This window comes from Micromonospora arida, assembly GCF_042873195.1.
Taxonomy (GTDB): domain Bacteria; phylum Actinomycetota; class Actinomycetes; order Mycobacteriales; family Micromonosporaceae; genus Micromonospora; species Micromonospora arida.
In genome coordinates, this window is sequence record NZ_JBIALC010000007.1 from 1 (window position 1) to 22,436 (window position 22,436).

General features: G+C 71.2%; 19 protein-coding genes and 2 tRNA genes. 13 read left to right on the forward strand and 8 right to left on the reverse strand.

Annotated elements, in window-relative coordinates; translation table 11 throughout:
* Nucleotides 1-250: 250 nt before the first annotated feature.
* Nucleotides 251-421 (reverse strand): DUF5679 domain-containing protein, encoded by a 171-nt coding sequence (locus tag ACFYP0_RS20840; RefSeq protein WP_167457767.1) that lies wholly within the window; start codon nt 419-421, stop codon nt 251-253.
* A gap of 513 nt (nt 422-934) precedes the next feature.
* Here ACFYP0_RS20840 and ACFYP0_RS20845 point away from each other — a divergent pair.
* A complete protein-coding gene (locus ACFYP0_RS20845) occupies nt 935-1,468 on the forward strand; it encodes a M48 metallopeptidase family protein (protein ID WP_124853456.1) in 534 nt (177 codons plus the stop codon).
* 365 nt (nt 1,469-1,833) lie between these two features.
* The gene (locus ACFYP0_RS20850) at nt 1,834-2,442 is read left to right on the forward strand and encodes a hypothetical protein (protein ID WP_357008638.1); all 609 of its coding nucleotides are present in this window, start codon (nt 1,834-1,836) and stop codon (nt 2,440-2,442) included.
* Between the two features lie 124 nt (nt 2,443-2,566).
* Here ACFYP0_RS20850 and ACFYP0_RS20855 read toward each other — a convergent pair whose 3' ends face one another.
* Complete coding sequence (locus ACFYP0_RS20855; RefSeq protein WP_357008641.1) at nt 2,567-3,919, reverse strand: zinc-dependent metalloprotease; 1,353 nt, start codon at nt 3,917-3,919, stop codon at nt 2,567-2,569.
* 115 nt (nt 3,920-4,034) lie between these two features.
* On the opposite strand from ACFYP0_RS20855, the gene ACFYP0_RS20860 reads away from it, so the two are divergent.
* The 3 genes from ACFYP0_RS20860 (at nt 4,035) to ACFYP0_RS20870 (ending at nt 8,830) form a co-directional block, all read left to right on the forward strand.
* On the forward strand, nt 4,035-5,048 hold the full coding sequence (locus ACFYP0_RS20860) for a YlbL family protein (protein ID WP_357008645.1): 1,014 nt from the start codon (nt 4,035-4,037) through the stop codon (nt 5,046-5,048).
* A 96-nt stretch (nt 5,049-5,144) separates the two neighbouring features.
* Entirely contained in the window at nt 5,145-8,129 is a 2,985-nt protein-coding gene (locus ACFYP0_RS20865; protein ID WP_357008649.1) for a UPF0182 family membrane protein, read from the forward strand.
* 191 nt (nt 8,130-8,320) lie between these two features.
* Nucleotides 8,321-8,830: an RNA polymerase sigma factor gene (locus ACFYP0_RS20870; protein ID WP_357008652.1), complete on the forward strand. Its 510-nt coding sequence runs from the start codon at nt 8,321-8,323 to the stop codon at nt 8,828-8,830.
* A gap of 75 nt (nt 8,831-8,905) precedes the next feature.
* Here the strand turns inward: ACFYP0_RS20870 and ACFYP0_RS20875 are convergent, their stop codons facing one another.
* The gene (locus tag ACFYP0_RS20875; protein ID WP_357008655.1) at nt 8,906-9,229 is read right to left on the reverse strand and encodes a hypothetical protein; all 324 of its coding nucleotides are present in this window, start codon (nt 9,227-9,229) and stop codon (nt 8,906-8,908) included.
* Between ACFYP0_RS20875 and ACFYP0_RS20880 the strand changes: the two genes are divergently transcribed.
* From ACFYP0_RS20880 to ACFYP0_RS20890, 3 genes are all read left to right on the forward strand, one after another.
* Nucleotides 9,222-9,743: a hypothetical protein gene (locus tag ACFYP0_RS20880; RefSeq protein ID WP_357008658.1), complete on the forward strand. Its 522-nt coding sequence runs from the start codon at nt 9,222-9,224 to the stop codon at nt 9,741-9,743. The genes ACFYP0_RS20875 and ACFYP0_RS20880 overlap by 8 nt on opposite strands.
* 84 nt (nt 9,744-9,827) lie before the next feature.
* Nucleotides 9,828-9,901, forward strand: a tRNA-Met gene (locus ACFYP0_RS20885).
* A gap of 125 nt (nt 9,902-10,026) precedes the next feature.
* A tRNA-Met gene (locus ACFYP0_RS20890) sits at nt 10,027-10,103 on the forward strand.
* A gap of 119 nt (nt 10,104-10,222) precedes the next feature.
* Here the strand turns inward: ACFYP0_RS20890 and ACFYP0_RS20895 are convergent.
* Nucleotides 10,223-13,999, reverse strand: coding sequence for a S8 family serine peptidase (locus ACFYP0_RS20895; protein WP_386997237.1), 3,777 nt, complete (start codon nt 13,997-13,999; stop codon nt 10,223-10,225).
* Nucleotides 14,000-14,162: 163 nt separating this feature from the next.
* Between ACFYP0_RS20895 and ACFYP0_RS20900 the strand changes: the two genes are divergently transcribed.
* Entirely contained in the window at nt 14,163-14,411 is a 249-nt protein-coding gene (locus ACFYP0_RS20900; protein ID WP_124853751.1) for a hypothetical protein, read from the forward strand.
* Between the two features lie 57 nt (nt 14,412-14,468).
* Here ACFYP0_RS20900 and ACFYP0_RS20905 read toward each other — a convergent pair whose 3' ends face one another.
* Nucleotides 14,469-15,788, reverse strand: a complete 1,320-nt coding sequence (locus ACFYP0_RS20905) for an ABC transporter substrate-binding protein (protein ID WP_355494537.1) — start codon at nt 15,786-15,788, stop codon at nt 14,469-14,471.
* A gap of 138 nt (nt 15,789-15,926) precedes the next feature.
* Between ACFYP0_RS20905 and ACFYP0_RS20910 the strand changes: the two genes are divergently transcribed.
* On the forward strand, nt 15,927-16,760 hold the full coding sequence (locus ACFYP0_RS20910; RefSeq protein WP_124853753.1) for a phosphoribosylaminoimidazolesuccinocarboxamide synthase: 834 nt from the start codon (nt 15,927-15,929) through the stop codon (nt 16,758-16,760).
* A 4-nt stretch (nt 16,761-16,764) separates the two neighbouring features.
* Here ACFYP0_RS20910 and glpK read toward each other — a convergent pair whose 3' ends face one another.
* Nucleotides 16,765-18,249 carry a glycerol kinase GlpK gene (glpK, locus tag ACFYP0_RS20915; RefSeq protein WP_386997240.1) on the reverse strand — a complete coding sequence of 495 codons (1,485 nt, stop codon included), beginning with the start codon at nt 18,247-18,249 and terminating at the stop codon, nt 16,765-16,767.
* Nucleotides 18,250-18,350: 101 nt separating this feature from the next.
* Between glpK and ACFYP0_RS20920 the strand changes: the two genes are divergently transcribed.
* On the forward strand, nt 18,351-19,289 hold the full coding sequence (locus tag ACFYP0_RS20920; RefSeq protein WP_124853755.1) for a ribose-phosphate diphosphokinase: 939 nt from the start codon (nt 18,351-18,353) through the stop codon (nt 19,287-19,289).
* A gap of 143 nt (nt 19,290-19,432) precedes the next feature.
* Here ACFYP0_RS20920 and ACFYP0_RS20925 read toward each other — a convergent pair whose 3' ends face one another.
* Entirely contained in the window at nt 19,433-19,888 is a 456-nt protein-coding gene (locus ACFYP0_RS20925) for an ATP-binding protein (protein ID WP_124860808.1), read from the reverse strand.
* A gap of 119 nt (nt 19,889-20,007) precedes the next feature.
* Here ACFYP0_RS20925 and macS point away from each other — a divergent pair, with 119 nt between their 5' ends.
* Both macS and ACFYP0_RS20935 read left to right on the forward strand, forming a co-directional pair.
* Nucleotides 20,008-21,141 (forward strand): MacS family sensor histidine kinase, encoded by a 1,134-nt coding sequence (gene macS / locus ACFYP0_RS20930; protein ID WP_386997243.1) that lies wholly within the window; start codon nt 20,008-20,010, stop codon nt 21,139-21,141.
* Nucleotides 21,142-21,155: 14 nt separating this feature from the next.
* Nucleotides 21,156-21,809 (forward strand): response regulator transcription factor, encoded by a 654-nt coding sequence (locus tag ACFYP0_RS20935; protein ID WP_357008892.1) that lies wholly within the window; start codon nt 21,156-21,158, stop codon nt 21,807-21,809.
* 7 nt (nt 21,810-21,816) lie between these two features.
* Here ACFYP0_RS20935 and ACFYP0_RS20940 read toward each other — a convergent pair whose 3' ends face one another.
* Nucleotides 21,817-22,389 carry a DUF5709 domain-containing protein gene (locus ACFYP0_RS20940; RefSeq protein WP_112583682.1) on the reverse strand — a complete coding sequence of 191 codons (573 nt, stop codon included), beginning with the start codon at nt 22,387-22,389 and terminating at the stop codon, nt 21,817-21,819.
* Between the last annotated feature and the right edge of the window lie 47 nt (nt 22,390-22,436).

The window sequence follows — 22,436 nt, forward strand, 5'->3', positions numbered from 1 at the left end:
CCGGCGTGGATCGACACCGACCTGCCGGTCCGCCCGGCAACCGCCCTGCTCGTCCTCGGGCACGGCGCGGGTGGCAGCGTCGGCGCGCCCCCCCCGCGCGCGGGGCGGGGCGCGGCGGGGGGCGCCCGCCCGGCGGGGGGGCGGGGGGCGCCCCCCCGACAGCCCACCCCCCGCTGTGCCAGTAACCCCCGACCCGGCCCGGGGGGGGGGGGGGCCCGGCGCCCCCCCCACCCCCGTTCACCCGTTCGGGTCAGACCTTGGCCTTGCCCAGGATGCGGTTCACTGTTGTACCGCATACCGGACACTTGCCCTTGGCCATGTTCATTCCGGTCTTCGAGACCTCGACGTGCCCCTCGAAGTCCCGCTTCTCCTTGCACTTCACGCAGTAACCGTTGTAGGTCGTCTGGGCCTGGTCGGCCACGGTGCCCTCCTCGTCTCGTCCGCCGGTCAATGCCGTTCCGGCGGGGTACCCGGCGGCGGGCCACACGGGGCGCCGGCGCTGGGTCTCACTCCGCGGCCACCTTCGTGACCGCTGGTTCGCGGACCCTACCCAGGTCTGGGCAGTTCCATGTCAGCTGTGCATCGACACTGTGAGCAAGTCGACGTCGAGAGTGTGCATGGCGAAATAGGTCGGATAAGTCAGTTTGGCGGGGACACGCCGACCAAACCCTGTCAGCCACCCGTGCGAGTGCCCCCGCAGCGGCATCCGGGGCGGTGATCACCTACGGTGGAGACGCGCCTCGCACCGGCGCCATCGGCGTTCACCAAGGGTGACGAGATGACGCGATGGCGCTGCGGTCAAGAAATTTTCGGGACGCCTGGCGACCAATCACCATTTTCTGGGCGCGTGTCGTGCGGTTGACCCTTGCGGACCCCTGGTCAGTGGGCATTAGCTTTCCTTCGTGACACGTAGTCGAGGCTGCGCGGCCCAGTGATGGCGGGGACGCGCAAGCCGGTCGTCGAGGTGCGGCGCAGTCAGCGTCGACGACGCACGGTGTCCGCGTACCGTGACGGTGAGCGAGTGGTCGTCCTCATCCCCGACCAGTTCTCCCGTGCCGAGGAGAGCGAGTGGGTCGACCGGATGCTCGCCCGGCTCGCCGCCCGGGAGGGGCGCCTCGCCCGGTCCGACGACGAGCTGCTGGCCCGCGCCAATCGGCTCATCGACCTCTACCTCGCCGGATACGCCACGAAGGCGCTGCCGGCCAGCGTCCGATGGGTCACCAACCAGAACGGCCGGTGGGGCTCCTGCACGCCGGCGGACCGCAGCATCCGAATCTCGCACCGCGTCCAGGAGATGCCCGAATGGGTGATCGACTACGTGTTGCTGCACGAGCTGGCGCACCTCATCGTGCCCAGCCACAACTCCCGGTTCTGGGCGTTGGTCGGCCGCTACCCCAAGGCGGAACGCGCCCGCGGCTACCTCGAAGGGGTCGCCGCCGCCTCCTCCTGTGCACCGCTCCCCACCTGATCCACACACCCCCGAGGCGCTGGCGCAGCCCGCCGAACCCTTCGGACACCGCGCCGCGCTCTTCGGACGCCGCGGGTCGAGCCCCTGGGCGCCGCGCCGAGCGCCGGCCGCTGTCTGACGCGCGATCGGCCTAGATCCACTCGCCTTCCTGAAAAACGCGCTATCCAGGCTGCCGGGACGCCCCGACTTCAATGAAGCCGAGTCGATCATGTTGCCGCCGCGCCGCGCCGAGCCGCTCGGGGTTGGGTCGGATTGCCCGGTTCGGATCGTTTGCGTCGGGTGATCGGCCTCGGGTAGGTGGGTCGGCCTTAGGTAGGGCGGGCCGGGTGGAGTGGCTGCGTGGGGTGGGGCACTAGGGTCGGGGGATGGCGCGACGGTTGGTGGTGGCGTTGCTCGGGCCGGTGCACTGGTCGCCGCCCGGCGTCGACCTGGCGCAGTGGCGAGCGGCTCTCGCAGAAGACGTGATCGACCTGTTCGTCACGCTCAACGAGGTGGAGGTCGCGGTCGCGGTGACCCCGGCCGACCGGGCCCTGGCCGATGCGCTCGTGTGGCCCGGTACGGCGGTGTACGAGGTGGCCGAGCCGACGCCGAACGCCGTGTTCGCCGCGCTGGAGGGGTACGACCAGGCGGCCGTGCTGGTCAGTGACGTGCCTGACCTGCCTGCCCTGACCGTCGGCAAGCTGCTCCGCCCACTCACCAGTCGGCCGGTCGCGGTGGCCCCGGTCGAGGGCGGCGGCCCGGGCCTGCTCGGGGTCGCGGTACGACTGCCCGCGCCGGACTGGCTGCCGACGCTGGAGTTGGACACGGCGACGCCTGCTGAGGCGCGGGCCAACGCCCCGCGCCCGGGTGACGTGGCGGTCACCACCGGTTGGCGACGACTGCGCGGCCCGGCTGACCTGGCCACGCTGGACCCGGCCTTCGAGGGTTGGGAAGCGACCCGCGCCCTGCTCTCCGGGTCGGGCCGACCTGCCTGAACCGTCGGCACCGCCGAACGCGCCGCGGGTGCCCCCACCTGAACCGTCGGTACCGCCGAACGCGCCGCGGGTGCCCGCTGTCGATCTGCGGGCACCCGCGGCGCAGGCCGTCGATGCGCGGGCGTCAGGACTTGGTGTCGCCCCCGCCGTCGGTCTCGTCGGACGGACCGGACTGCCCCGACGGACCCGACGGACCGGACTGACCCGACGGACCGGACTGATCCGACTGGCCGGGGGCCTTCTCCTCCACCCCGCCGGGGGCGGTGAAGTCGAAGCTGTCCAGCTCGCTGAGGTCCATGTCGTTCATCGCGAAGGCGACCGGGTCGGCGAAGTCGTCGTCCGACGGGAGCAGGTCCGGGTGGCCCCAGACGGCGTCGCGGCCCTCGATGCCACGGTGCTGGGTGAGCGCGGCCCAGAGAGCCGCGGCCTCGCGCAGTCGGCGGGGGCGCAGTTCCAGACCGACCAGCGCGGCGAAGGTCTGCTCGGCGGGACCGCCGGCGGCCCGGCGACGGCGGAACGCCTCGCCCAGCCGGACGACGTTGGGCAGCCGGTCGCTGGCGGCGCTGTCGACGACGTGGCACACCCAGCCCTCGACCAGGGCGAGTGCGGTCTCCAGGCGGGCCAGTGACGCCTTCTGCGCCGGGGTGTCCTCCGGGGTGAAGATGCCCTCCAGGGCGATCGCCTGCATCGACTCGGGGTCGGTCGGGTCGACCCGGCCCATCGCCTCCTCGATCGCCTCCCGGTTGACCCGGATGCCCGAGGCGTACATCTCGACCGCGCTGAGCACATGCCCACGCAGCCACGGGACGTGTTGGAACAGCCGCTGGTGGGCGGCCTCGCGCAGCGCCACGTAGAGGCGGACCTCGTCCTCGGGCAGCTCCAGGCCCTCGCCGTACGCCCGGATGTTGGCCGGGATCAGTGCGGCCGTGCCGGCCGGGCCGAGCGGCAGCCCGATGTCGCCGGCGGAGAGCACCTCCGCGGCGAGCGAACCGAGGGCCTGGCCCAGCTGACCGCCGAAGAGCGCGCCACCGAGGGACGCCACCATCGACTGCATCGGGCCGAGCTGGGCGCGTGCCTCCGGTGGCACCAGGTCGCCCATCGCACCGACCATCCGGCTGGCGACGGGGTCGCACAGCTTGCGCCACACGTCGAGCGTCTTGAAGATCCACTCGTTGCGGTTCCACGCAACGGGGTTCTGGATGCCGGAGGGCCACGCCGAGGCGGGCTCCAACCACAGGTCGGCGAGGCGCAGCGCCTCCTCGACCGCGTTGCGTTCGTACATCGACACCGCCGGGTCACCGGCGGCCGCGAGCTGGCTGGCTGCTACCTGCCGGGCCAGGTCCCAGTTGACCGGCCCGCTGCCCGGCGCGGAGAGCAGGTGCTGCAACTGCGACATGAACTGCTGCATCTGCGCGGGATCGTTGGGGTCTGGTGGTTGCCCACCCGGGAGCGCGAAACCGAACGGAATATCAGGCACGACATCTACGGTACGCGGACCGCGCCCCAGGTAGCCGCCGCTGGCGTTGCGCTGAGGGCGAAGTCGCGCGGCGCAACCGGCGGGTGACCCGCAGCCGGTCGGTACGCTCTGCGGCATGAGACGTCGTGGCCTGACGGTCCTGCTCGGTGCCCTGTTCACCGCCCTGCTGAGCATCGGGGTGCTCCGGGTGCCGATTCCGTACGTGGTGCTGGGCCCGGGGCCGACGGTCAACACCCTCGGTACGACCGACGGTAAGGAGGTCATCCAGGTCTCCGGTCGGGAGACCTCGACCTCGGCCGGCCAGTTGCGGCTGACCACGGTGGGGGTGCAACCCACCGTGCGGTTGCGGGGGGCGATCGCGGGCTGGTTCTCCGACGACGAGGCGGTGGTGCCGCGTGAGCTGGTCTACCCGCCGGGGGAGTCGACGGAGCAGGTCGAGCAGCGCAACGCCGAGGACTTCAAGGCGTCGCAGACCAGCGCGGAGACCGCCGCGCTGCGGGAGCTGGGCTTTCCGGTGCAGGTGGTGATCAAGACGGTGGCCGGGGACGGCCCGGCGGCCGGGGCGCTGAAGGCCGGCGATGTGATCACCTCGGTCGACGGCCAGCCGGTGCCGGTGGCTGCGAAGGTCACCGAACTGGTCCGGGCCAAGCCGGCGGGCACGGCGTTGACCGTCGGCTACACCCGTGACGGCGTGCCGGCCACCGCGACGGTGACCAGTCAGGAGCAGGACGGCCGACCGCGGATCGGTGTCGAGATCGATCAGCAGCAGCCACACCCGTTCACGCTCGGCATCGACCTGGGCGACATCGGTGGGCCGAGCGCCGGTCTGATGTTCGCCCTGGGGATCGTGGACAAGCTGACCCCGGCCGACCTCACCGGCGGCCAGATCATCGCCGGCACCGGCACCATCGACGACGAGGGCGCCGTCGGCCCGATCGGCGGGATCGCCCAGAAGCTGGTCGGCGCCAAGCGCGCCGGGGCGAAGGTCTTCCTGGTGCCGGCGGACAACTGCGCGGAGGCGGTCCGCAATCCGCAGCCCGATCTGCCGCTGTTGCGGGTGGGCTCGTTGGACGAGGCGATGACCGCTCTGGAGACGTTGCGCGCGGGTGGTCAGCCGACGCGTTGCTGACCGGTGTGACCGTGCCCCGACACGCTCAGGAACACCCCGTACTCTGGGTGCCTGGTCGGAGCCGATCATATCGAGCGTGCGGAGCCAACAGTGGTCATGCGTAGCAGCAGCCCCCTCCCGAGGATGAGCCGGCGCGGGCGCGTCACCATCGCGGTCCTGGTCGGGGTGTTCGTGCTCTTCACCCTGCTCGGCTGGGGTGTCCAGGCGTGGACCGACTGGCTCTGGTTCGACGAGGTCCGCTACACCGAGGTCTTCACCGGCGTCCTGCTCACCCGGCTGGTGCTCTTCCTCGCCATCGGCCTCGGCATGGCGGTGATCGTCGGTGGCAACCTGTGGCTGGCCTACCGGTTGCGCCCGCGACTGCGTCCGCACTCGGTGGAGCAGGCGACCCTGGAGCGCTACCGGATGGTGCTCAGCCCGCGTCTCGGCACCTGGATCTCGCTGACCGCCGCGGTGGTCGGGCTCTTCGCCGGTCTCTCCGCGCAGAACCGGTGGAACCAGTGGCTGCTCTTCCGCAACGGCGGTGACTTCGGCGTCAAGGACCCGGAGTTCGGGGTCGACATCGGCTTCTACGTCTTCCAACTGCCGTTCTGGCGTTACCTGCTCGGGGTCGCCTTCACCGCTGTGGTGCTGGCCGTGATCGGCGCGCTGGCGGTGCACTACCTCTTCGGCGGGGTCCGCCTGCAGGGCGTCGGCGACCGGATGAGCAACGCGGCCCGCGCGCACCTGAGCACCCTGGTCGCGGTCTTCGTGCTGTTGAAGGCGATCGCGTACGTGTTGGACCGGCGGGCCATGCTGCTGGAGTACAACGAGGGCGCCAAGTTGTACGGCGCCGGCTACGCCGACGTCAACGCGTTGCTGCCGGCGAAGGAGATCCTCGCCTACATCTCGATCGTGGTGGCGATCGCGATCCTCGTGTTCTCCAACGCCTGGATGCGGAACCTGGTCTGGCCGGGGATCTCGCTGGCGCTGCTCGGCGTGTCCGCGGTGGCCATCGGCGGCATCTACCCCTGGGCGGTGCAGACCTTCGAGGTCAAGCCGAGCGCCAAGGACAAGGAAGCGCCGTACATCCAGCGCAGCATCGACGCGACGCGGGCGGCGTTCGGGTTGGGGGCCACCGAGACGACCCCGTACGCGGCGAACAACCTCACCCCACCGGCGAACCTGGCCACCGACACCTCGGTGGTGTCGAACGTGCGACTGCTCGACCCGCAGTTGGTCAGCGAGACCTACACCCAGCTCCAGCAGGTGCGTGGCTTCTACGACTTCGGTCCGAAGCTGGACATCGACCGGTACGGGGTGAACGGCAAGGTCTCCGACTACGTGGTCGGCGTCCGGGAGATCAACTACGGCGAGCTGACCGACCAGCAGAACACCTGGATCAACCGGCACACCGTCTACACCCACGGGTACGGGCTGGTGGCCGCCCCGGCCAACCAGGTGGTCTGCGGCGGGCAGCCGTTCTTCGTCTCCGGCTTCCTCGGTGAGAAGACCCAGGAGGCGTGCTCCTCGCAGACCGAGCAGATCCCGGCCAAGCAGCCGCGCATCTACTACGGCGAGCGGATGGCGGCCGACGACTACGCCATCGTCGGACAGTCCGACCCGAACAAGAAGGCCGAGTTCGACCGGCCGGTCGGTGAGGGCGGCGGCGAGTCCTACACCTACACCGGTGAGGGCGGTGTGGAGATCGGCTCCTTCACCCGGCGACTGCTGTACGCCATCAAGGAGCAGGAGTCGAACTTCCTGCTCTCCGAGGCGGTCAACAAGGATTCCAAGCTGCTCTACGTGCGCAACCCTCGCGACCGGGTGGAGAAGGTCGCGCCGTTCCTCACCCTGGACGGCGACCCGTACCCGGCGGTGGTCGACGGTCGGGTGCAGTGGATCGTGGACGGCTACACCACGGCGGCCTCCTACCCGTACGCGGAGAAGGTCAACCTGCAGACCGAGACCACCGACGAGTTGACCAACCGGGGCACTTTCCAGCTGGCCCGGGAAGACGTCAACTACATGCGTAACTCGGTGAAGGCCACCGTCGACGCGTACGACGGCACGGTGAAGCTCTACGAGTACGACGACACCGACCCGGTGCTCAAGGCGTGGAACAAGGCGTTCGGCGGTGACCTGGTGCTGCCGAAGGCGGAGATCCCGGTCGAGCTGACCGAGCACCTGCGTTACCCGGCGGACATGTTCAAGGTGCAGCGCAACCTGCTGACCAAGTTCCACGTGACGAACCCGGGTGACTTCTACTCGGCGCAGGACTTCTGGCAGGTGCCCAACGTGCCGGACGCTCCGGACAGCGGCCAGAAGCAGCCTCCGTACTACCTCTTCACCCAGTTCCCCGGGCAGGAGAGCCCTCGGTTCCAGCTCACCTCGGCGGTCACCCCGAACGGGCGGCAGAACCTCGCCGCGCTGATCTCCGGGTCGTACGTCGAGGGGAAGCCCCGGCTGGAGGTGCTGGAGTTGCCGGACCAGACCCGGATCTCCGGCCCGGTGCAGGTGCACCAGCAGATGACCAACAACGCGAACATCCGTCAGCAGCTCAACCTGCTCTCCAGCAACCAGGCGCAGGTGCAGTACGGCAACCTGCTCTCGTTGCCGTTCGCCGACGGGATGCTCTACGTCGAGCCGGTCTACGTGAAGAGCAACCAGCAGGACGCGTACCCGCTGTTGCAGAAGGTGCTGCTCTCGTACGGTGACGGTGGCTCCTTCGTGGCGCTCGCCGACAACATCAACGACGGCATCAAGCAGTTGGTCGAGCAGGGTAAGAAGGCCGGGCAGGGCACGTCGCCGCCACCGACGACCGGGGGCAACCCGACGACCCCGACGCCGACTCCGGCGCCTTCGGGAACGGCGGCGCCAACGCCGACCCCGAGCGCCGGCACGCCACCGCCGACCGGTGACCTGGCTGCCGCCGCGGACCGGGTGCAGACCGCGATCACCGAGGTCCGGGCCGCGCAGACGTCGGGCGACTTCGAGCGGTACGGGCGTGCGCTGAAGGCCCTCGACGAGGCGCTCACCGCGTTCCAGCAGGCGCAGCAGGCCGCTGGTGCGCCGGGTGCCAGCCCGAGCGCCGGCGGCTGACCCGCCCGCCACCGCCGGGAGTACGTCTCGGAGCCCTCGTCGTTCGGACCGCACCGGTCCGAACGGCGGGGGCTCCGCCGCGTCCGGGCTGTGCCCCCCTTTGTCACCTCGCCGACAGGGGCAGTTGGCCGCAACCTGCGGGACCTGTCCGCCGTCCTCAATTGCAACGGGGTGGATGAGGGGGAGCAATTGTGAGGGACGGGCAAAGCTTTGATGACTTCTACCGCAGTACGACGCGGCGGATGATGCGGTACGGCTATGCGGTCGTCGGCGACTACAACGAGGCGCAGGACCTGGTGCAGGAGGCGTACGCCCGGGCCTGGCGGCAGTGGGGGAGGTTGTCGGCGCATCCGGCGCCGGAGGCGTGGCTGCGGCTGGTGGTGTCCCGGTTGGCGACCGACCGCTGGCGGCGGCTGCGCGGTCTGCGGGGCGCGTTGCGGTTGGCCGGGCCTCCGCCGTCGGTGTCTCCGCCCAGCGAGGACAGCGTGCTGCTGGTCCAGGCCCTGCGTCAGGTGCCGGAAACCCACCGGCGAGCCCTGGCGCTGCACTACCTGTTCGACATGCCTGTCGAGGAGATCGCCGATGAGATCGGCGTACCCGTTGGCACGGTGAAGTCGTGGCTTTCCCGCGGGCGGGCCCGACTCGCCGCGTTGCTGCCCGATCTGGCTGTCGTGGAATTGGAGGCCACTGATGTCGCGTGAACTGTCCGAATTGTACAGGTCCCTCGCCGCCGACGCTGACGCTCGCGATCTGGGCCTTCCCGACGTGCTCCGGCATCAGGCGGACCGTCGGGCCCGCTTCCGTGCGGCCGGGGGGACCCTCGCCGTGGGGCTGGTGGTGGTGGGCGTGGTGATCGGGGCCCAGGTGGTCACCCCGCCGCCGGCGTCCGTACCCGCGCCGGCCGGCACGCCGACGCCGTCGACGTCGCCGTCTCCCAGCGCGACTGGCGGTTCGCCATCGCCGTCCGTCCCGCCGACCACGCCCGGCCGCTCTCCGGGTACGACGTCTCCGGGTGCCACCGGCACGCAGCCCGCCAGGACGCCGACCAGCATCCCGGATCGGGCGTTCTTCGCGCTCGCGCCGACCAACCAGGTGGGCATCGCGCCAGAGTTCCGGGACGAGGCCGTACTGCCGAACCTGTGCGGCGCAGACATCGGGGGTGAGGCGGTCGTGCACCGCCGTACTCGGCTCCTGATCTACAAGCTGCCGCAGACCCCCAAGGGGTACGTCCCGGACGGCACCTACACGCACTCCATCACGATCTACCGGGCCGGGCGCGCCGACGACGTGCTGAAGGAGTTGCGGCAGGCGGTGCGGGACTGCCCGGTGCAGAAGATGCCGGGCGACGACACGCTGGGGGAGAGCAGGCAGCGGTTGATCTCCGACAGCGGGTTCGGCGACGAGTCGGTGCTGTTCGAGATGCGCAGCGCGGGTCAGGACGTCAACGGCGACCCGACCGGTGCGGACGTCGTTCGCCTGGTCCGGGCGATCCGGGTCGGCGACGTGGTGACCATTCTCTGGGAGGGGGGCTGGGAGGGCACCTCCAGCCAGCGGGCGCAGGTCGACGCGGACAGCCGCCGCGCGGTCGCCGCCATCCGGAGGTGGCTTGGCTGACCGGGACGTGCCGGACCGCGGTCCGGTGGATTCGGATGTCGTTTTGCGGGGCCCGGGGGTGGTGCGCTACGGTTAGCGAGCCGACGCGGGGTGGAGCAGCTCGGTAGCTCGCTGGGCTCATAACCCAGAGGTCGCAGGTTCAAATCCTGTCCCCGCTACAAGTTCGAAGCCCGTCTCCGGGTCACCGGAGGCGGGCTTTCGACTTTCTGGCGTGGCGGGCCCCAGCGGTTGGTGACCCCCGCTGATCATCGCCGGAACGGGTGGGTTAGTCTTAACCAGTCGACGCGGGGTGGAGCAGCTCGGTAGCTCGCTGGGCTCATAACCCAGAGGTCGCAGGTTCAAATCCTGTCCCCGCTACCACTGAAAGTGATATAAGTCCGGCCCCCACAGTGTGGGGGCCGGACTTGTTGGTGCCGTTGTCGAAATGAGGTGCCCCGGAGGGGCCGGCACCTCATCGGCGCCGGCCCCCGGCGGTTTTTCTACCGCAGGCCGAAGGCTCGGGTGACGGTCTGGGTGACGCCGCCACCGTTGCGCTGCTTGGCGGTGACCCGGATCGACACGAAGTCGGCCCGGTGCGGCGCGTTCAACGACGCCTGCCAGGTGCCCTTCTTCTCCCGCAGGTCCTGCCGCTGCCAGCTCACCCCGTCGTCGTAGGAGATCTCCAACTGGAGCGACGACACGGCGTCTCGGGCAGCGGTGCTGCCCACCACCACGGGCGTGATCGAGAAGTCGGTTCGGCGCTTCGTCCGACCCGCGAAGTCCACGTCCGTTCCGTAGTCCAGTTGGACCAGCGGGATGGCCTGCACCTCAGTGCTGCCGCCGGAGATGAAGCTCCACTCGGTGTGCGTGGCGGTCGAGTACGGGCTGAACTCGGGCTTGCCAGTGGTCTCGACGACCAGTCGGTACGGCAGCTTCTCCGGCGACAGGTCACCCGCGCCGACCTCCGGCCAGCCGTCGAACTGGGTCAGTTGCTTGTCGCCCTGATAGAACGTGGCGATCTGCGACATGCTGGCCCCGCCACTGTGGGCGGCGCCCGCGTCGCCGAAACCCTGGATGTAGGCGCTCATGGCGGTCTCACCACGGAACGGGATCTCGGTGCTGAGCAGCCGTGGCCGGGTGATGGGCCCGAACCAGCGGTCCTTCTGGACGCTGCCCGGCCGGTACGCGATGGCCTCCGTGTTGGACCGCGCCCAGTCGGCGACGTCGGCGTACTGCATCCACTTGACGCCGCCGCCCGCGGAGACCCAGTCGGTACGTGGTCCCGGCGCGACCGGCTCGAACGGGAAGGGCCGCGCTGCCGCGTACTCGTACGGCGGGAAGTCCATCCGGGTCTCGCTGGACTGCTTCCCCGGGGGCGGGGAGAAGGTGAGATCGATCCGGGCGAGGTTGCGCGGGTCGGTCTTGGCGGACGGGTCCTTCGGCACCCCGCCACTGTGGTAGTCCACCAGGTCGTACAGGTACTTCGCCCTGGGGTGGGCGACCACGACCAGTCGTACCGGGTTGCGGCCCGCAGCGGTGATCTTCTGGATCAACGCCTCGCCCTCGTCCATCGTCACCGAGGCCACTGGGATCGGTCCGGTCGTCACGGCGTCGGGGTTGCCGTACCAGTCGCTCTTACGGCCCGCGCGGTCGTTGACCACGACGAGCATCGCTGCACCGGCGGTGTGCGCCGCCGCTGCCTGGTCCGTGGGGGTCACCGAGTCGGTGGCGCGGACGATTACGGCCCTGCCGCGGGCGGCGAGGCCGGCGTAGTCGGCGGTGCCGCCGGCACCCGCGAAGACGGCGTCCAGGCGCGAGGTGCCGTCGGGCAGCGGCGGGGAACCGGGCTGGGCGAGCGGGTCGCTGAGCTGCCGGCCGGGGTAGCTGATGGCCAGCGGCGTCTGCTCGGCGCGGATCCGGGTGGTGAAGACGAAGCTGCCCTTGCGCACCTTGTTCCCGGTCGGCAGGGCCCACAGGCTGTCGTAGGCGGCACCCGGCCAGAACGTCTCGCGGAGGGCGCTCCAGTCGGCGGGTGTCGGTTCGCTCGAGGTGAAGGAGCGGTAGACGTCGATTCTGCTGTGGACGACGGCGGTCGGCTGGGGTGTCGCCACCTTCACCTGGCGGGCCCTGGCAGCGTCGAGTTCCACGACCCGGTCGGTGCTCAGGTCGACCTCGGGAGCGGTCAGCATCGCGAGCCCGAGGGAGCGGGGCCCGTGCAGACCCTCCACGTCCGCCGCCGCGACGACGGTGTACGAGCCGGGCGCGAGGCGGGCGGTGAGCTTTCCGTCCGGCACCCACATGAAGGCCGAACCGGTTTCGGCGTTGACGACCTCGACCTCACCGCTCATGGGTCGGCCGGCGCGGTCCTTCAGGTGGATGGTGAGGTTGTGCTTCTTGGACTCCACGGCGAGCCCGACGGCCGTGTGCACCTCGCCGGCGGCGAAGCGGGCCGTGACCTGGGCGGAGTACCTGCCGGCGGGAAGGCCGGCCGGGGCCACCACGACGTCGACCGTCGCGCTGGCCCGAGCGGGCACCGTGACGCGGTCGGCGGTTGCCGTGAACGTCTGCGCGGGGGTGGTGCCGCCGTCGACGGAGAGCTCCAACGCGATCGGGCTGTCCGTGGTGTTCGTGTAGGTGATCGTCCGCTTGATCGGTTGTGGTGCGGTGCCCCAGCCGACGAGTCCGGCGTCCACCGACCCGGACGCGACGACCTGGTCCTGGTGGTAGGCGGCGGCGACGTTCAACCGACCGCTGCCGGCCTGGTAGGCGTCGTAGTCGGGCGTGCGGACGCTGGTGCTCATCAGCGCGTCCTTGATCTGCCGTGCGCTCCAGGTCGGGTGCTTCTGCACCAGCAGGGCGGCCGCCCCGGCGACGTGCGGCGCTGCCATCGAGGTGCCACTGTCGGCGTAGTAGTAGCCCTCACCCCAGGGAATGTGTTGCGAGCGTGCCGCCAGCACGTCCACCCCGGGAGCGGTCATGTCCGGCTTGAGGGCCTCGTCGTTTATCCGGGGTCCGACGCTGGAGAATTGCGCCAGGTGGTCGGAGGTGTCCACCGCGCCGATGGTCAGCGCGGCGTCCGCGGTGCCCGGCGCACCGAGGGTGTACGGGTCTGGGCCGCTGTTGCCGGCGGCCACGACGAAGAGCGCGCCCGTCTCGGCGGTCAGCTGGTTGACGGCCTGGCTCAGCGGGTCGTCCTGGGTGTGCCACGCGCTGACGCCGAGGCTCATGTTGATCACTTTGGCGTGCTCGGCCCGCGCCGCCCACTCCATGCCCGCGATGATCCCCGAGATGGACCCGCTGCCGTACTCGTCGAGGACCTTGCCGATCACCAGGTCGGCGTCGGGGGCCACGCCCCGTTCCTTGCCGCCGGAGGCGGCGCCCGTCCCGGCGACGGTGGAGGCGGTGTGGGTGCCGTGCCCGTTCCGGTCGATCACGTCCTGGCCGGGGATGAAGCTCCGGGAGGCCACCACCTGGTCGGCGAGATCCGGGTGGGTGGTGTCCACCCCGCTGTCCAGGACGGCGACCCGGACACCGCTGCCGGTGCCACCCGCTGCCCACGCCGCGGGCGCGCCGATCTGGGAGGTGGTGTCGGCCAGGGTGGCCTTCGCCTTGCCGTCGAGCCACACCTTGTCGACGCCGGCCGCGAAGGAGGGTGCCGGGGTGGCAGCGCTGCGGCCGGTCGGCGACTGTCCATCGGTGAGGGCCGCCCAGAAGTCCGCGGCCTGCGATCGGCGGGTGCGGATCGCCTCGCCACCGACGGAGGGAAGCTCCAGGGTGGTCTGCGCGCCCGGCAGCGTGGTGCCGGCCCTGAGCTTCGCCGCACCCGTCGTGCGGGTGACGATCAGGGGGAGTTCGGCGGTCCGTGCGTCGTCGTAGCCCTGGGCGATGAGCTGGGTGACGTCGAACAACTGCTTGTCGAGTCGACCGGTGGCGAGGTACGGCAACGCCTCGTCCGGGTACACGTAGGTGTCCCGGCCCTCCGTGGAGACGCGTACGGAGCCGGTGGCACCCGGGGCGCGCTTGACATCCACCGAGGGGCTTGCGCCGTGGACGCCCGGGGTCACCGTCACCCGGTCGCCGGTGATCAGCGTGACCGTGACGGGTGCGCGGTCCGCGTTGCCGCTCGGAGCGGATCTCGTCGTCGGCGGCGGTGGGGGCGGTGGGGCGCCGTGCGCCGCCGTGGGGGTGAGCAGAGCGGCGACGAGGGTGACGCCGACCGCTGCCGCCGCAGATCTTCGGGTACGAGAGATCCGCGCACTGTCTACAGAGTTGAGCATGAGGCGAATCCGATCACCTCAAGACATTCATGTAAAGATCATCATCTTTGCCGGGACGTTGCGAGCGCGTTGCGCCCCGGCCGGAGAGCTTCCCGAGCATCCGGTCCCGTGATTCGGCGTGGACCGACGTGCCGAGGTTGCGCCCTTCGGCGAGGATGGGCACATGTCTTCATTCGGTAAGTGGTGGGGCCGCCTGAGCGCGGTCTTCGGTGCGGTCGTACTGGCGGTCTTCGTGCCGGTCGCGGCCTGGGCGTCCACAGGCACCGGCGAACTCGTGGTGGAGGCCGCCCGGCGGCGAGGCCGCAGTGGCTTCGGGGTGCTCCCTCTGCTCTGCTGCCTGGTGGTGGTCGCGATCATCGTGTTCCTGGTGTTGCGTCTGATGCGCAACCGCCGGGGTGGCCCGCCGCGCTGACCGGGCCCGAGGCGTCGACGGGTCACCAGCGGCCGGCCCCGGGCCGGCCGCCGGTGCTCACACCGCCAGGGCCGCGATGGCCTGCGACAGGAAACGCGCGGTGGCCTCGCGGGTGCCGTCGCGCTTGACGCGGATGCGCTCGGCGGCGGTGACCAGCAGGGTGCGCACCTTGGCGTGCCCCTTGGGCGGCGGCGCAGGCGCAGGCCCGAGCAGGTCGGCGATGCTGGCGCCGAACTCGGCGGCCCGTCGCTGGGCCGGGTCGGTGATGCTGCCCTCGGCGTAGCGGCGGACCTGGGCACTGGCGTTCAGCCCACGCTCGTGGCCGAGAACGGCGCCAACCTCACCATTGGTGGTCAAAAAGTTGATCACGTCGGCGACCGCGTCCGGGTGGCGGGTGCCCCGGAAGGCCGCCCAGTACATCGACGCTCGCGCCCACTGAGCCCCCGGCGGCCCGGGAACGCCGACGATGCCCAACTCGGACTCGGTGAGTCGTTGCAGCTCCGGTAGCTGGTGCGACCAGGCGAAGGACGCCGCCGTCACCCCGTTCACCACCAGTTGCCGGGCCGGCTCGCCGCTGTCGGCCTGCTCGACCAGGGCCGCGCTCGGCGTGGCCCGGCCCCGGCGCGCCCGCTGCCACAACTCGAACCACGCGATCAGCTCGTCCGCGCCGAAGCCGAGCTGGTTGCCCCGGTAGAACTCGCCGCCCTGCGACCGCAGCCAGAGCCAGAGCGCCCGGTAGTCGCCCGACCCGTCCATGGTGCCGGCCACCCGGCGGTCGCTGGCCTCGGTGACCTGCGTGGCCCAGGAGATGTACTCGGCCCAGGTCATCCCGGCGCGTGGCTCCGGCATCTGCAGCTCCCGCAGCAGGTCCCGGTTGAACACCACGACGGCGTGGGTCTGCCCGGCGGCCACCGCCATCGTCCGCCCCTCCACCGTGCCGTAGCGGATCAGACCCTCCGGCAGGCCCCGAAGATCCAGGTGGTGGTCGGTGAGGTCGAGGATGACCTGACGTTGGGTGTACTCGGTCAGCATGGCGTCGTCGATCTGGATCAGGTCCGGTACGTTCCCGCCGCCCGCCTGGGTGGCCAGCCGGTCGTAGTAGCCGTCGGCGCCCTGCCAGGTGACCCGGAAGGTGACCCGGGGGTTGCGATCCGAGTAGAGCCGCAGCGCCTTCTCGGTGAGTTCGGCCCGCTTGGTGCCACCCCACCAGAAGACCGACAGCTCGACGGGCCCGTCCTGGGTCGAGGTGGCGGCGCCGTCGGTGCACCCCGCCAGCCCGCCGGACGCGAGCAGAGGTGCGCCGAGCAGCGCGCCGAGCAGTCGGCGCCGGCCCGGGTCGGCACCGAGGCGGTCGAGCGGGGGTCGAACAACGGGCACGGGGCTCTCCTGGACCTACGGGGGTGGCGGTCGGACCATTCACGCAGGCAGCGCACGAAGGTGTCAACGTCCGTCCGGTCACCCTCGGCCGGGTGGTCGAATCAGGCCCTTCCAATGTCGCGTGGTGTACTAGGGCGCGTGGAACTTCTGCACTCGGGCAAGGTCCGGGACGTCTACGCCGACGGCGACGACCTGATCCTGGTGGCCTCGGATCGCATCTCGATCTACGACGTGGCGCTGCCGACGCCGATCCCGGACAAGGGTCGCCTGCTCACCGCGCTCTCGCTCTGGTGGTTCGAGCAGCTCGCCGACCTGGTTCCGAACCACGTCATCTCGGCCACCGACGTGCCCGCCGAGTTCGCCGGGCGGGCCATCCGCTGCCAGCGGCTGGACATGGTCCCGGTCGAGTGCGTCGCCCGCGGTTACCTGACCGGCGGCGGCCTGCGGGAGTACGAGCAGACCGGCGCGGTCTCCGGCGTACCACTGCCGCGAGGGCTGGGCGAGGCGTCGATCCTGCCCGAGCCGATCTTCACGCCGTCGAGCAAGGCGCCGATGGGCGAGCACGACGAGCCGATCACGTACGACGACGTGGTGGACAAGGTGGGCCAGGCCACCGCCGAGCGGCTGCGGCAGATCACCATCGACATCTACCGGCGCGGCGCCGAGTTGGCCGCCGACCGGGGCATCCTGGTCGCCGACACCAAGATCGAGCTGGGTTGGGCGCCGGACGGCACGCTGGTCCTCGCCGACGAACTGCTCACCTCCGACTCGTCGCGGTTCTGGCCGGCCGAGTCGTACCAGCCGGGCCGGGTGCAGTTCTCCTACGACAAGCAGTACGTGCGGGACTGGGCCACCGGCAGCGGCTGGAACAAGCAGGCCCCCGCCCCGGACATGCCGGCCGAGGTGGTCGAGGCGACCCGGGCTCGCTACATCGACGTCTACGAGAAGCTCACCGGCAACCGCTGGGAGTGACAGCTCACTCCACCCAGTCGAGGGTGCGCTGCACGGCCTTGCGCCACTGGCGCAGCTCCTCCTCGCGCAGCTTCGGGGCCATGGCCGGCTCCCACTGCGCGTCGGAGCGCCACTGCGCCCGCAGGGTGGCCAGGTCCGGCCAGAAGCCCACCGCCAGACCGGCCGCGTACGCGGCGCCCAGGCAGGTGGTCTCGGTGATCCGGGAGCGGATCACCGGCACGTCGAGCACATCGGCGACGAACTGCATGAGCAGGCCGTTGGCGGTCATCCCGCCGTCCACCCGGAGGCGGCGCAGCGCCACATCCGAGTCGGCGTTCATCGCGTCGACCACCTCGCGGGTCTGCCACGCCGACGCCTCCAACACCGCACGCGCCAGGTGCCCCTTGGTGATGTAGCCGGTCAGCCCGGCGATCACCCCGCGGGCGTCGCTGCGCCAGTGCGGGGCGAACAGCCCCGAGAACGCCGGCACCACGTAGCAGCCGCCGTTGTCGTCCACGGTGCGGGCCAACTCCTCCACCTCGGCGGCCGTGGAGATCAGCCCGAGGTTGTCCCGCAGCCACTGCACCAGCGAGCCGGTGACCGCGATGGCGCCTTCGAGGGCGTACGCCGGTGGTTGGCCCTTGATCCGGTAGGCGACCGTGGTGAGCAGGCCGTGCGTCGACGGGACCGGGCTGGCGCCGGTGTTGAGCAGCAGGAAACTGCCGGTGCCGTAGGTGCACTTCGCCTCACCCGGCTGGAAGCAGGTCTGCCCGAACAGAGCGGCCTGCTGGTCGCCGAGCGCACTCGCCACCGGCACCCCGGCGAGCACCCCGCCGGCCGTGCCGTACACCTCGGCGGAGCAACGGATCTCCGGCAGCATCGCCGCCGGAACACCCATCGCGTCCAGCAGCTCCGGGGCCCAGTCCAGGGTCGTGAGGTCCATCAGCATGGTCCGGCTGGCGTTGGTCACGTCGGTGACGTGCTCGCCGGTCAGCTTCCAGATCAGCCAGCTGTCCATGGTGCCGAAGAGCACCTCGCCGCGCTCGGCGCGCTCGCGCAGGCCGTCGACCTCGTCGAGCAGCCAGCGCAGCTTCGGCCCGGCGAAGTAGGTGGCCAGCGGCAGGCCCGTGCGGGCCCGGAACCGCTCCTCGCCGTATGTCGACGCGAGCTCGCGAAGCAGCGGCCCGGTCCGGGTGTCCTGCCAGACGATGGCGTTGGCCACCGGGCGGCCGGTGGCCCGGTCCCAGACGACTGTGGTCTCCCGCTGGTTGGTGATGCCGACGGCGGCCAGCCCGGACGCGTCGGTGCCGGCGGCCCGCAGCGCCTCGGCGACCACCTGCTCGACGTTGTCCCAGATCTCCTCGGCGTCGTGCTCCACCCACCCCGGTCGGGGGAAGATCTGCCGGTGCTCGCGCTGGGCCACGGCGACGATGTCCCCGGCCCGGTCGAAGACGATGCACCGCGAGGAGGTGGTGCCCTGGTCGATGGCGGCGACGTACTGGGGGGTCACCGCAGCACCGTACCCGGACGGCGGCGCGGCGCGACAGGCGTCACGGCGGGTTCCGGCCCGCCGCCGTCGGCGGCCGTCGGCGTCCCCTACGATGTGCGAACGTGCGCGACATCGCAGTTTTCAGTGGAACCGCCCATCCCGATCTGGCTGCCGAGATCTGCGCCCACCTGGGGGTGCCGCTGCACCCGGTGCGGGTCTCCCGGTTCGCGAACGACTGTCTGGAAGTCCAGTTGCAGGCCAACTGCCGGGAGCGGGACGTCTTCCTGATCCAGCCGTTGGTGCCGCCGGTGCAGGAGCACCTGGTCGAGCTGCTGCTGATGATCGACGCCGCCCGGGGCGCCTCCGCCGGTCGGATCACCGTGGTGCTGCCGCACTACGCGTACGCCCGGTCGGACAAGAAGGACGCGCCACGGATCTCGATCGGCGCGCGGCTCGTCGCTGACCTGCTCACCTCGGCCGGGGCGGACCGGGTGCTCGCGATGACCCTGCACTCGCCGCAGGTGCACGGCTTCTTCAGCGTCCCGGTGGATCACCTGCACGCGCTGCGGGAGCTGGCCACCCACTTCCGCCGCTACGACCTCAGCAACACCGTGGTGGTCTCGCCCGACCTGGGCAACGCCAAGGAGGCCGCGGCCTTCGCCCGGCTGCTCGGCACGCCGGTCGCGGCCGGGGCGAAGCAGCGGTTCAGCGACGACCTGGTCAAGATCAGCGCGGTGATCGGCGACGTGGCCGACCGGGATGTCATCGTGCTGGACGACGAGATTGCCAAGGGCAGCACGGTGGTCGAGTTGATGGAGCATCTGCGCGGCCTGAATGTCCGGTCGATCCGGCTCGCCTGCACGCACGGCCTCTTCTCCGGCGACGCGTTGCAGCGGCTCAGCGACCAGGACGGCGTCCTGGAGATCGTCTGCACCAACACGGTGCCCATCCCCGCCGCCAAGCGGGTCCCCAAGTTGCAGGTCCTGTCGGTGGCCCCCGCCCTGGCCGAGGCGACGCGCCGAATCCACAACGGAGAATCCGTCTCCGCCCTCTTCGCCTAACCCGCCGTCGTCCCTCGTCCCTCGCCTCTTACCCCGCGCGATCTTGCAGTTTGTGTCGTCGGGATGAGCTGTTCTGGGCGATTCGCCGGGACAGTAAGTGCAAGATCGCGGGCTGCGGGGGTGGGATGCGCGGGTGAGGGGGGTCAGCGCGGGGTGCGCTTGTGGTTGGTGACGCCGGTGGTGATGCGCACTGTGGTGCCGGCGGTGCCGGTGACGACCTCCATCGCGTCGGTCAGCTCGCGGGCCAGCCAGAGGCCCCAGCCGCCGGCGGTGTCCGGGGCGGGCCGACTGCGGTCGCCCAACCGTTGCGGGCTGATCCCGTGCCCGTGATCGGCGACCTCGCAGACCAGCAGACCCGACTCGTGCCAGAGCCGCAGCCAGCCGCGCCCGCCGCCGTGCCGCACCGCGTTGGTGATCAATTCGTTGATCGCGAGCACGAAGTCGTCCAGCCGTTGGCCGCTGAGACCCGAGGCATGCGCGCAGGAGGTGACCGAGTGTCGAATCTCGGTCACCTGGGCCTGGTCAAAGGCTTCGGCGATCAGGAGGGCAGGTTCGATGGGCACAACCGTACGCGGTGCGTGCGGGTCTGCGTTCGTCATGGGCCCGTCCCGGCGGCGCATCTCGGAGTATTTCGCGGCTTTTCCACCGTACGTCAGGGTTTCCCGAACCGCACTCGCTGCTCGCCGTGCACCGACCCGGTTATGGCATCCTGACCGCCATGCCGTCGCCGCCGGGTGGGTTCGAGGTGCCGCTGTGGCGTGCCCTCACCGTGTTCAGGCTGGCCTCCCTGGCGTACGTCTGCGCGCTCGCGGTGCGCGACGCCGACCGGTACGCCCACCCGTACGCCGTCGGCGCCCTGATCCTGCTGATGATCGCCTGGACCGGCGCGACCGCGATCGGGTACGCCCGACCGGCCTGGCGGCGCTGGCCGCTGCTGCTGGCCGACCTCGGGGTGGTCGTGGCCATCGTGCTGGCCACCCCGTGGGTGGTCGGCCGGACGGCGCTCACCCACGGCGTACCCACCCTGGGGGTGGCCTGGATGGCCGGCCCGGTGCTGGCCTGGGCCGTCTCCGGCGGCCGGCGGCGAGGCACTGTCGCCGCGCTGCTGGTCGCCGGCGCGGACCTGGCCACCCGGGAGCGGATCGGCCAGTCCTCGTTCACCGGGGTGATCCTGATGCTGCTCGCCGGAGTGGTGGTCGGGCACGTGGCCCGGCTCGCGGTGAGCGCCGAGGAGCGGTTGCAGCGTGCGGTGGAGCTGGAGGCCGCCACCCGGGAGCGGGAGCGGCTGGCCCGGGACATTCACGACTCGGTGCTCCAGGTGCTGGCGCTGGTGCAACGGCGCGGCGCCGACCTGCCCGGGGAGGCCGGCGAGCTGGCCCGGCTGGCCGGCGAGCAGGAGGTTGCCCTGCGGGCGCTGATCGCCGGCACCGGCCCGGCCGCCGCGAGCCTCCCGGACGGCGGCGAGGCGGTGGACCTGCGGACCCTGCTCGGCCGGTACGCCTCGGCGGCGGTGGCGCTCTCCGCGCCGGCCACCCCGGTGCCGCTGCCCCGACGGGTGGCCGGAGAGTTGGCCGCCGCGACCGGCGCGGCCCTGGACAACGTGGGGCGGCACGCCGGTGGGCGGGCCTGGGTGCTGATCGAGGACGAGGGGGCGACGGTGACCGTGTCGATCCGTGACGAGGGGCCGGGCATCCCGGACGGTCGGCTGGACGAGGCGGCCGCCCAGGGTCGGCTCGGCGTGACCCAGTCGATCCGGGGCCGGGTGGCCGACGTGGGCGGCACGGTTCGGATCGTGTCCGCCCCCGAGGCGGGCACCGAGATCGAGCTGAGCGTGCCGAGGTCACCGCGGTGAACCCGATCCGCGTGATGGTGGTGGACGACCATCCGATGTGGCGGGAGGGCGTGGCCCGCGACCTGACCGAGGCCGGTTTCCTGGTGGTGGCGACCAGCGGCGAGGGACGACAGGCCATCCGGGTGGCCGCCGCCGCCCGGCCCGACGTCGTCGTCCTCGACCTGCAACTACCCGACATCTCCGGCGTCGAGGTGATCCTGGGGTTGCGCGCGGCACTGCCCGCCGTACGGGTGCTGATGCTCAGCGCCAGCGGCGAACAGCAGAGCGTGCTGGACGCGGTCAAGGCCGGGGCCACCGGTTACCTGGTGAAGTCGACGGCGCCCGCCGAGTTCCTGGAGGCGGTGCACCGCACGGCGGCCGGCGACGCGGTCTTCACCCCCGGCCTGGCCGGGCTGGTGCTCGGCGAGTACCGCCGGCTGGCCGCCGGACCGGGGCGGGGGACCGGCCCGGTCGGCGCTGCCGAACCCCCGACTCCCCAGCTCACCGAACGGGAGACGGAGGTGCTGCGGCTGGTGGCGAAGGGGATGTCGTACAAGCAGATCGCCCAGCGGCTCGGCCTGTCGCACCGCACGGTGCAGAACCACGTGCAGAACACCCTGGGCAAGCTGCAACTGCACAACCGGGTCGAGCTGACCCGGTACGCGATCGAACGCGGTCTGGACGACTGAGCGGACGTCAGACCGAGCGCGGCGGCTCCGTCTCGTGGATGGCCAGCTCCTCGGCGGTCGCTCCGCCCCCGGCCGATCCGGCGTCGTACGCCACCGAGTCGGTTTCCTGGTCGGTGTGCGAACCCTCGTCCGGTTCCACCAGCCGGCCCACCGTGGCGTCGGCCACCGTGCCGAGCTGACCGTGGTCGTAGAGGGAGACCGGTGAGTTCGGGTCCGAGGTCGGCCCGGGATCCATCACGTCGGCGTCCAGCTGAGCCTCCGCCGCGGCTTCCAGGTTGTCCGCCTCGAAGGCGATCTTCGGGTCGATGGTGCCGGCCAGCGGGTCGTCCGCCGGGCGCTCGTAGACCTCGCGGTCGAGCTTGTAGTCCAACGACTCACCGTCGAGCTGCTCCTCGGCGGTCGTGCCGAACCGGTCCACCGCCACCGGCGTCCGGTCGCCGGGCAGTTGGGCCGGGTCCGGGCCGTCCGCCTCGCGCCCGGTGAGGACGTCGTCGTTGGCGGTCGAGTCGTCATCAGCGGTGTCGGGCAGGCCTTGCGCCTCGGTGTCGGACACGGGGGTCGGGTACTCGTTGTCGCGCATGTCTGATCACTACCCGCTGCCCTGCCGCCATAACCGGGCGGCCCCCG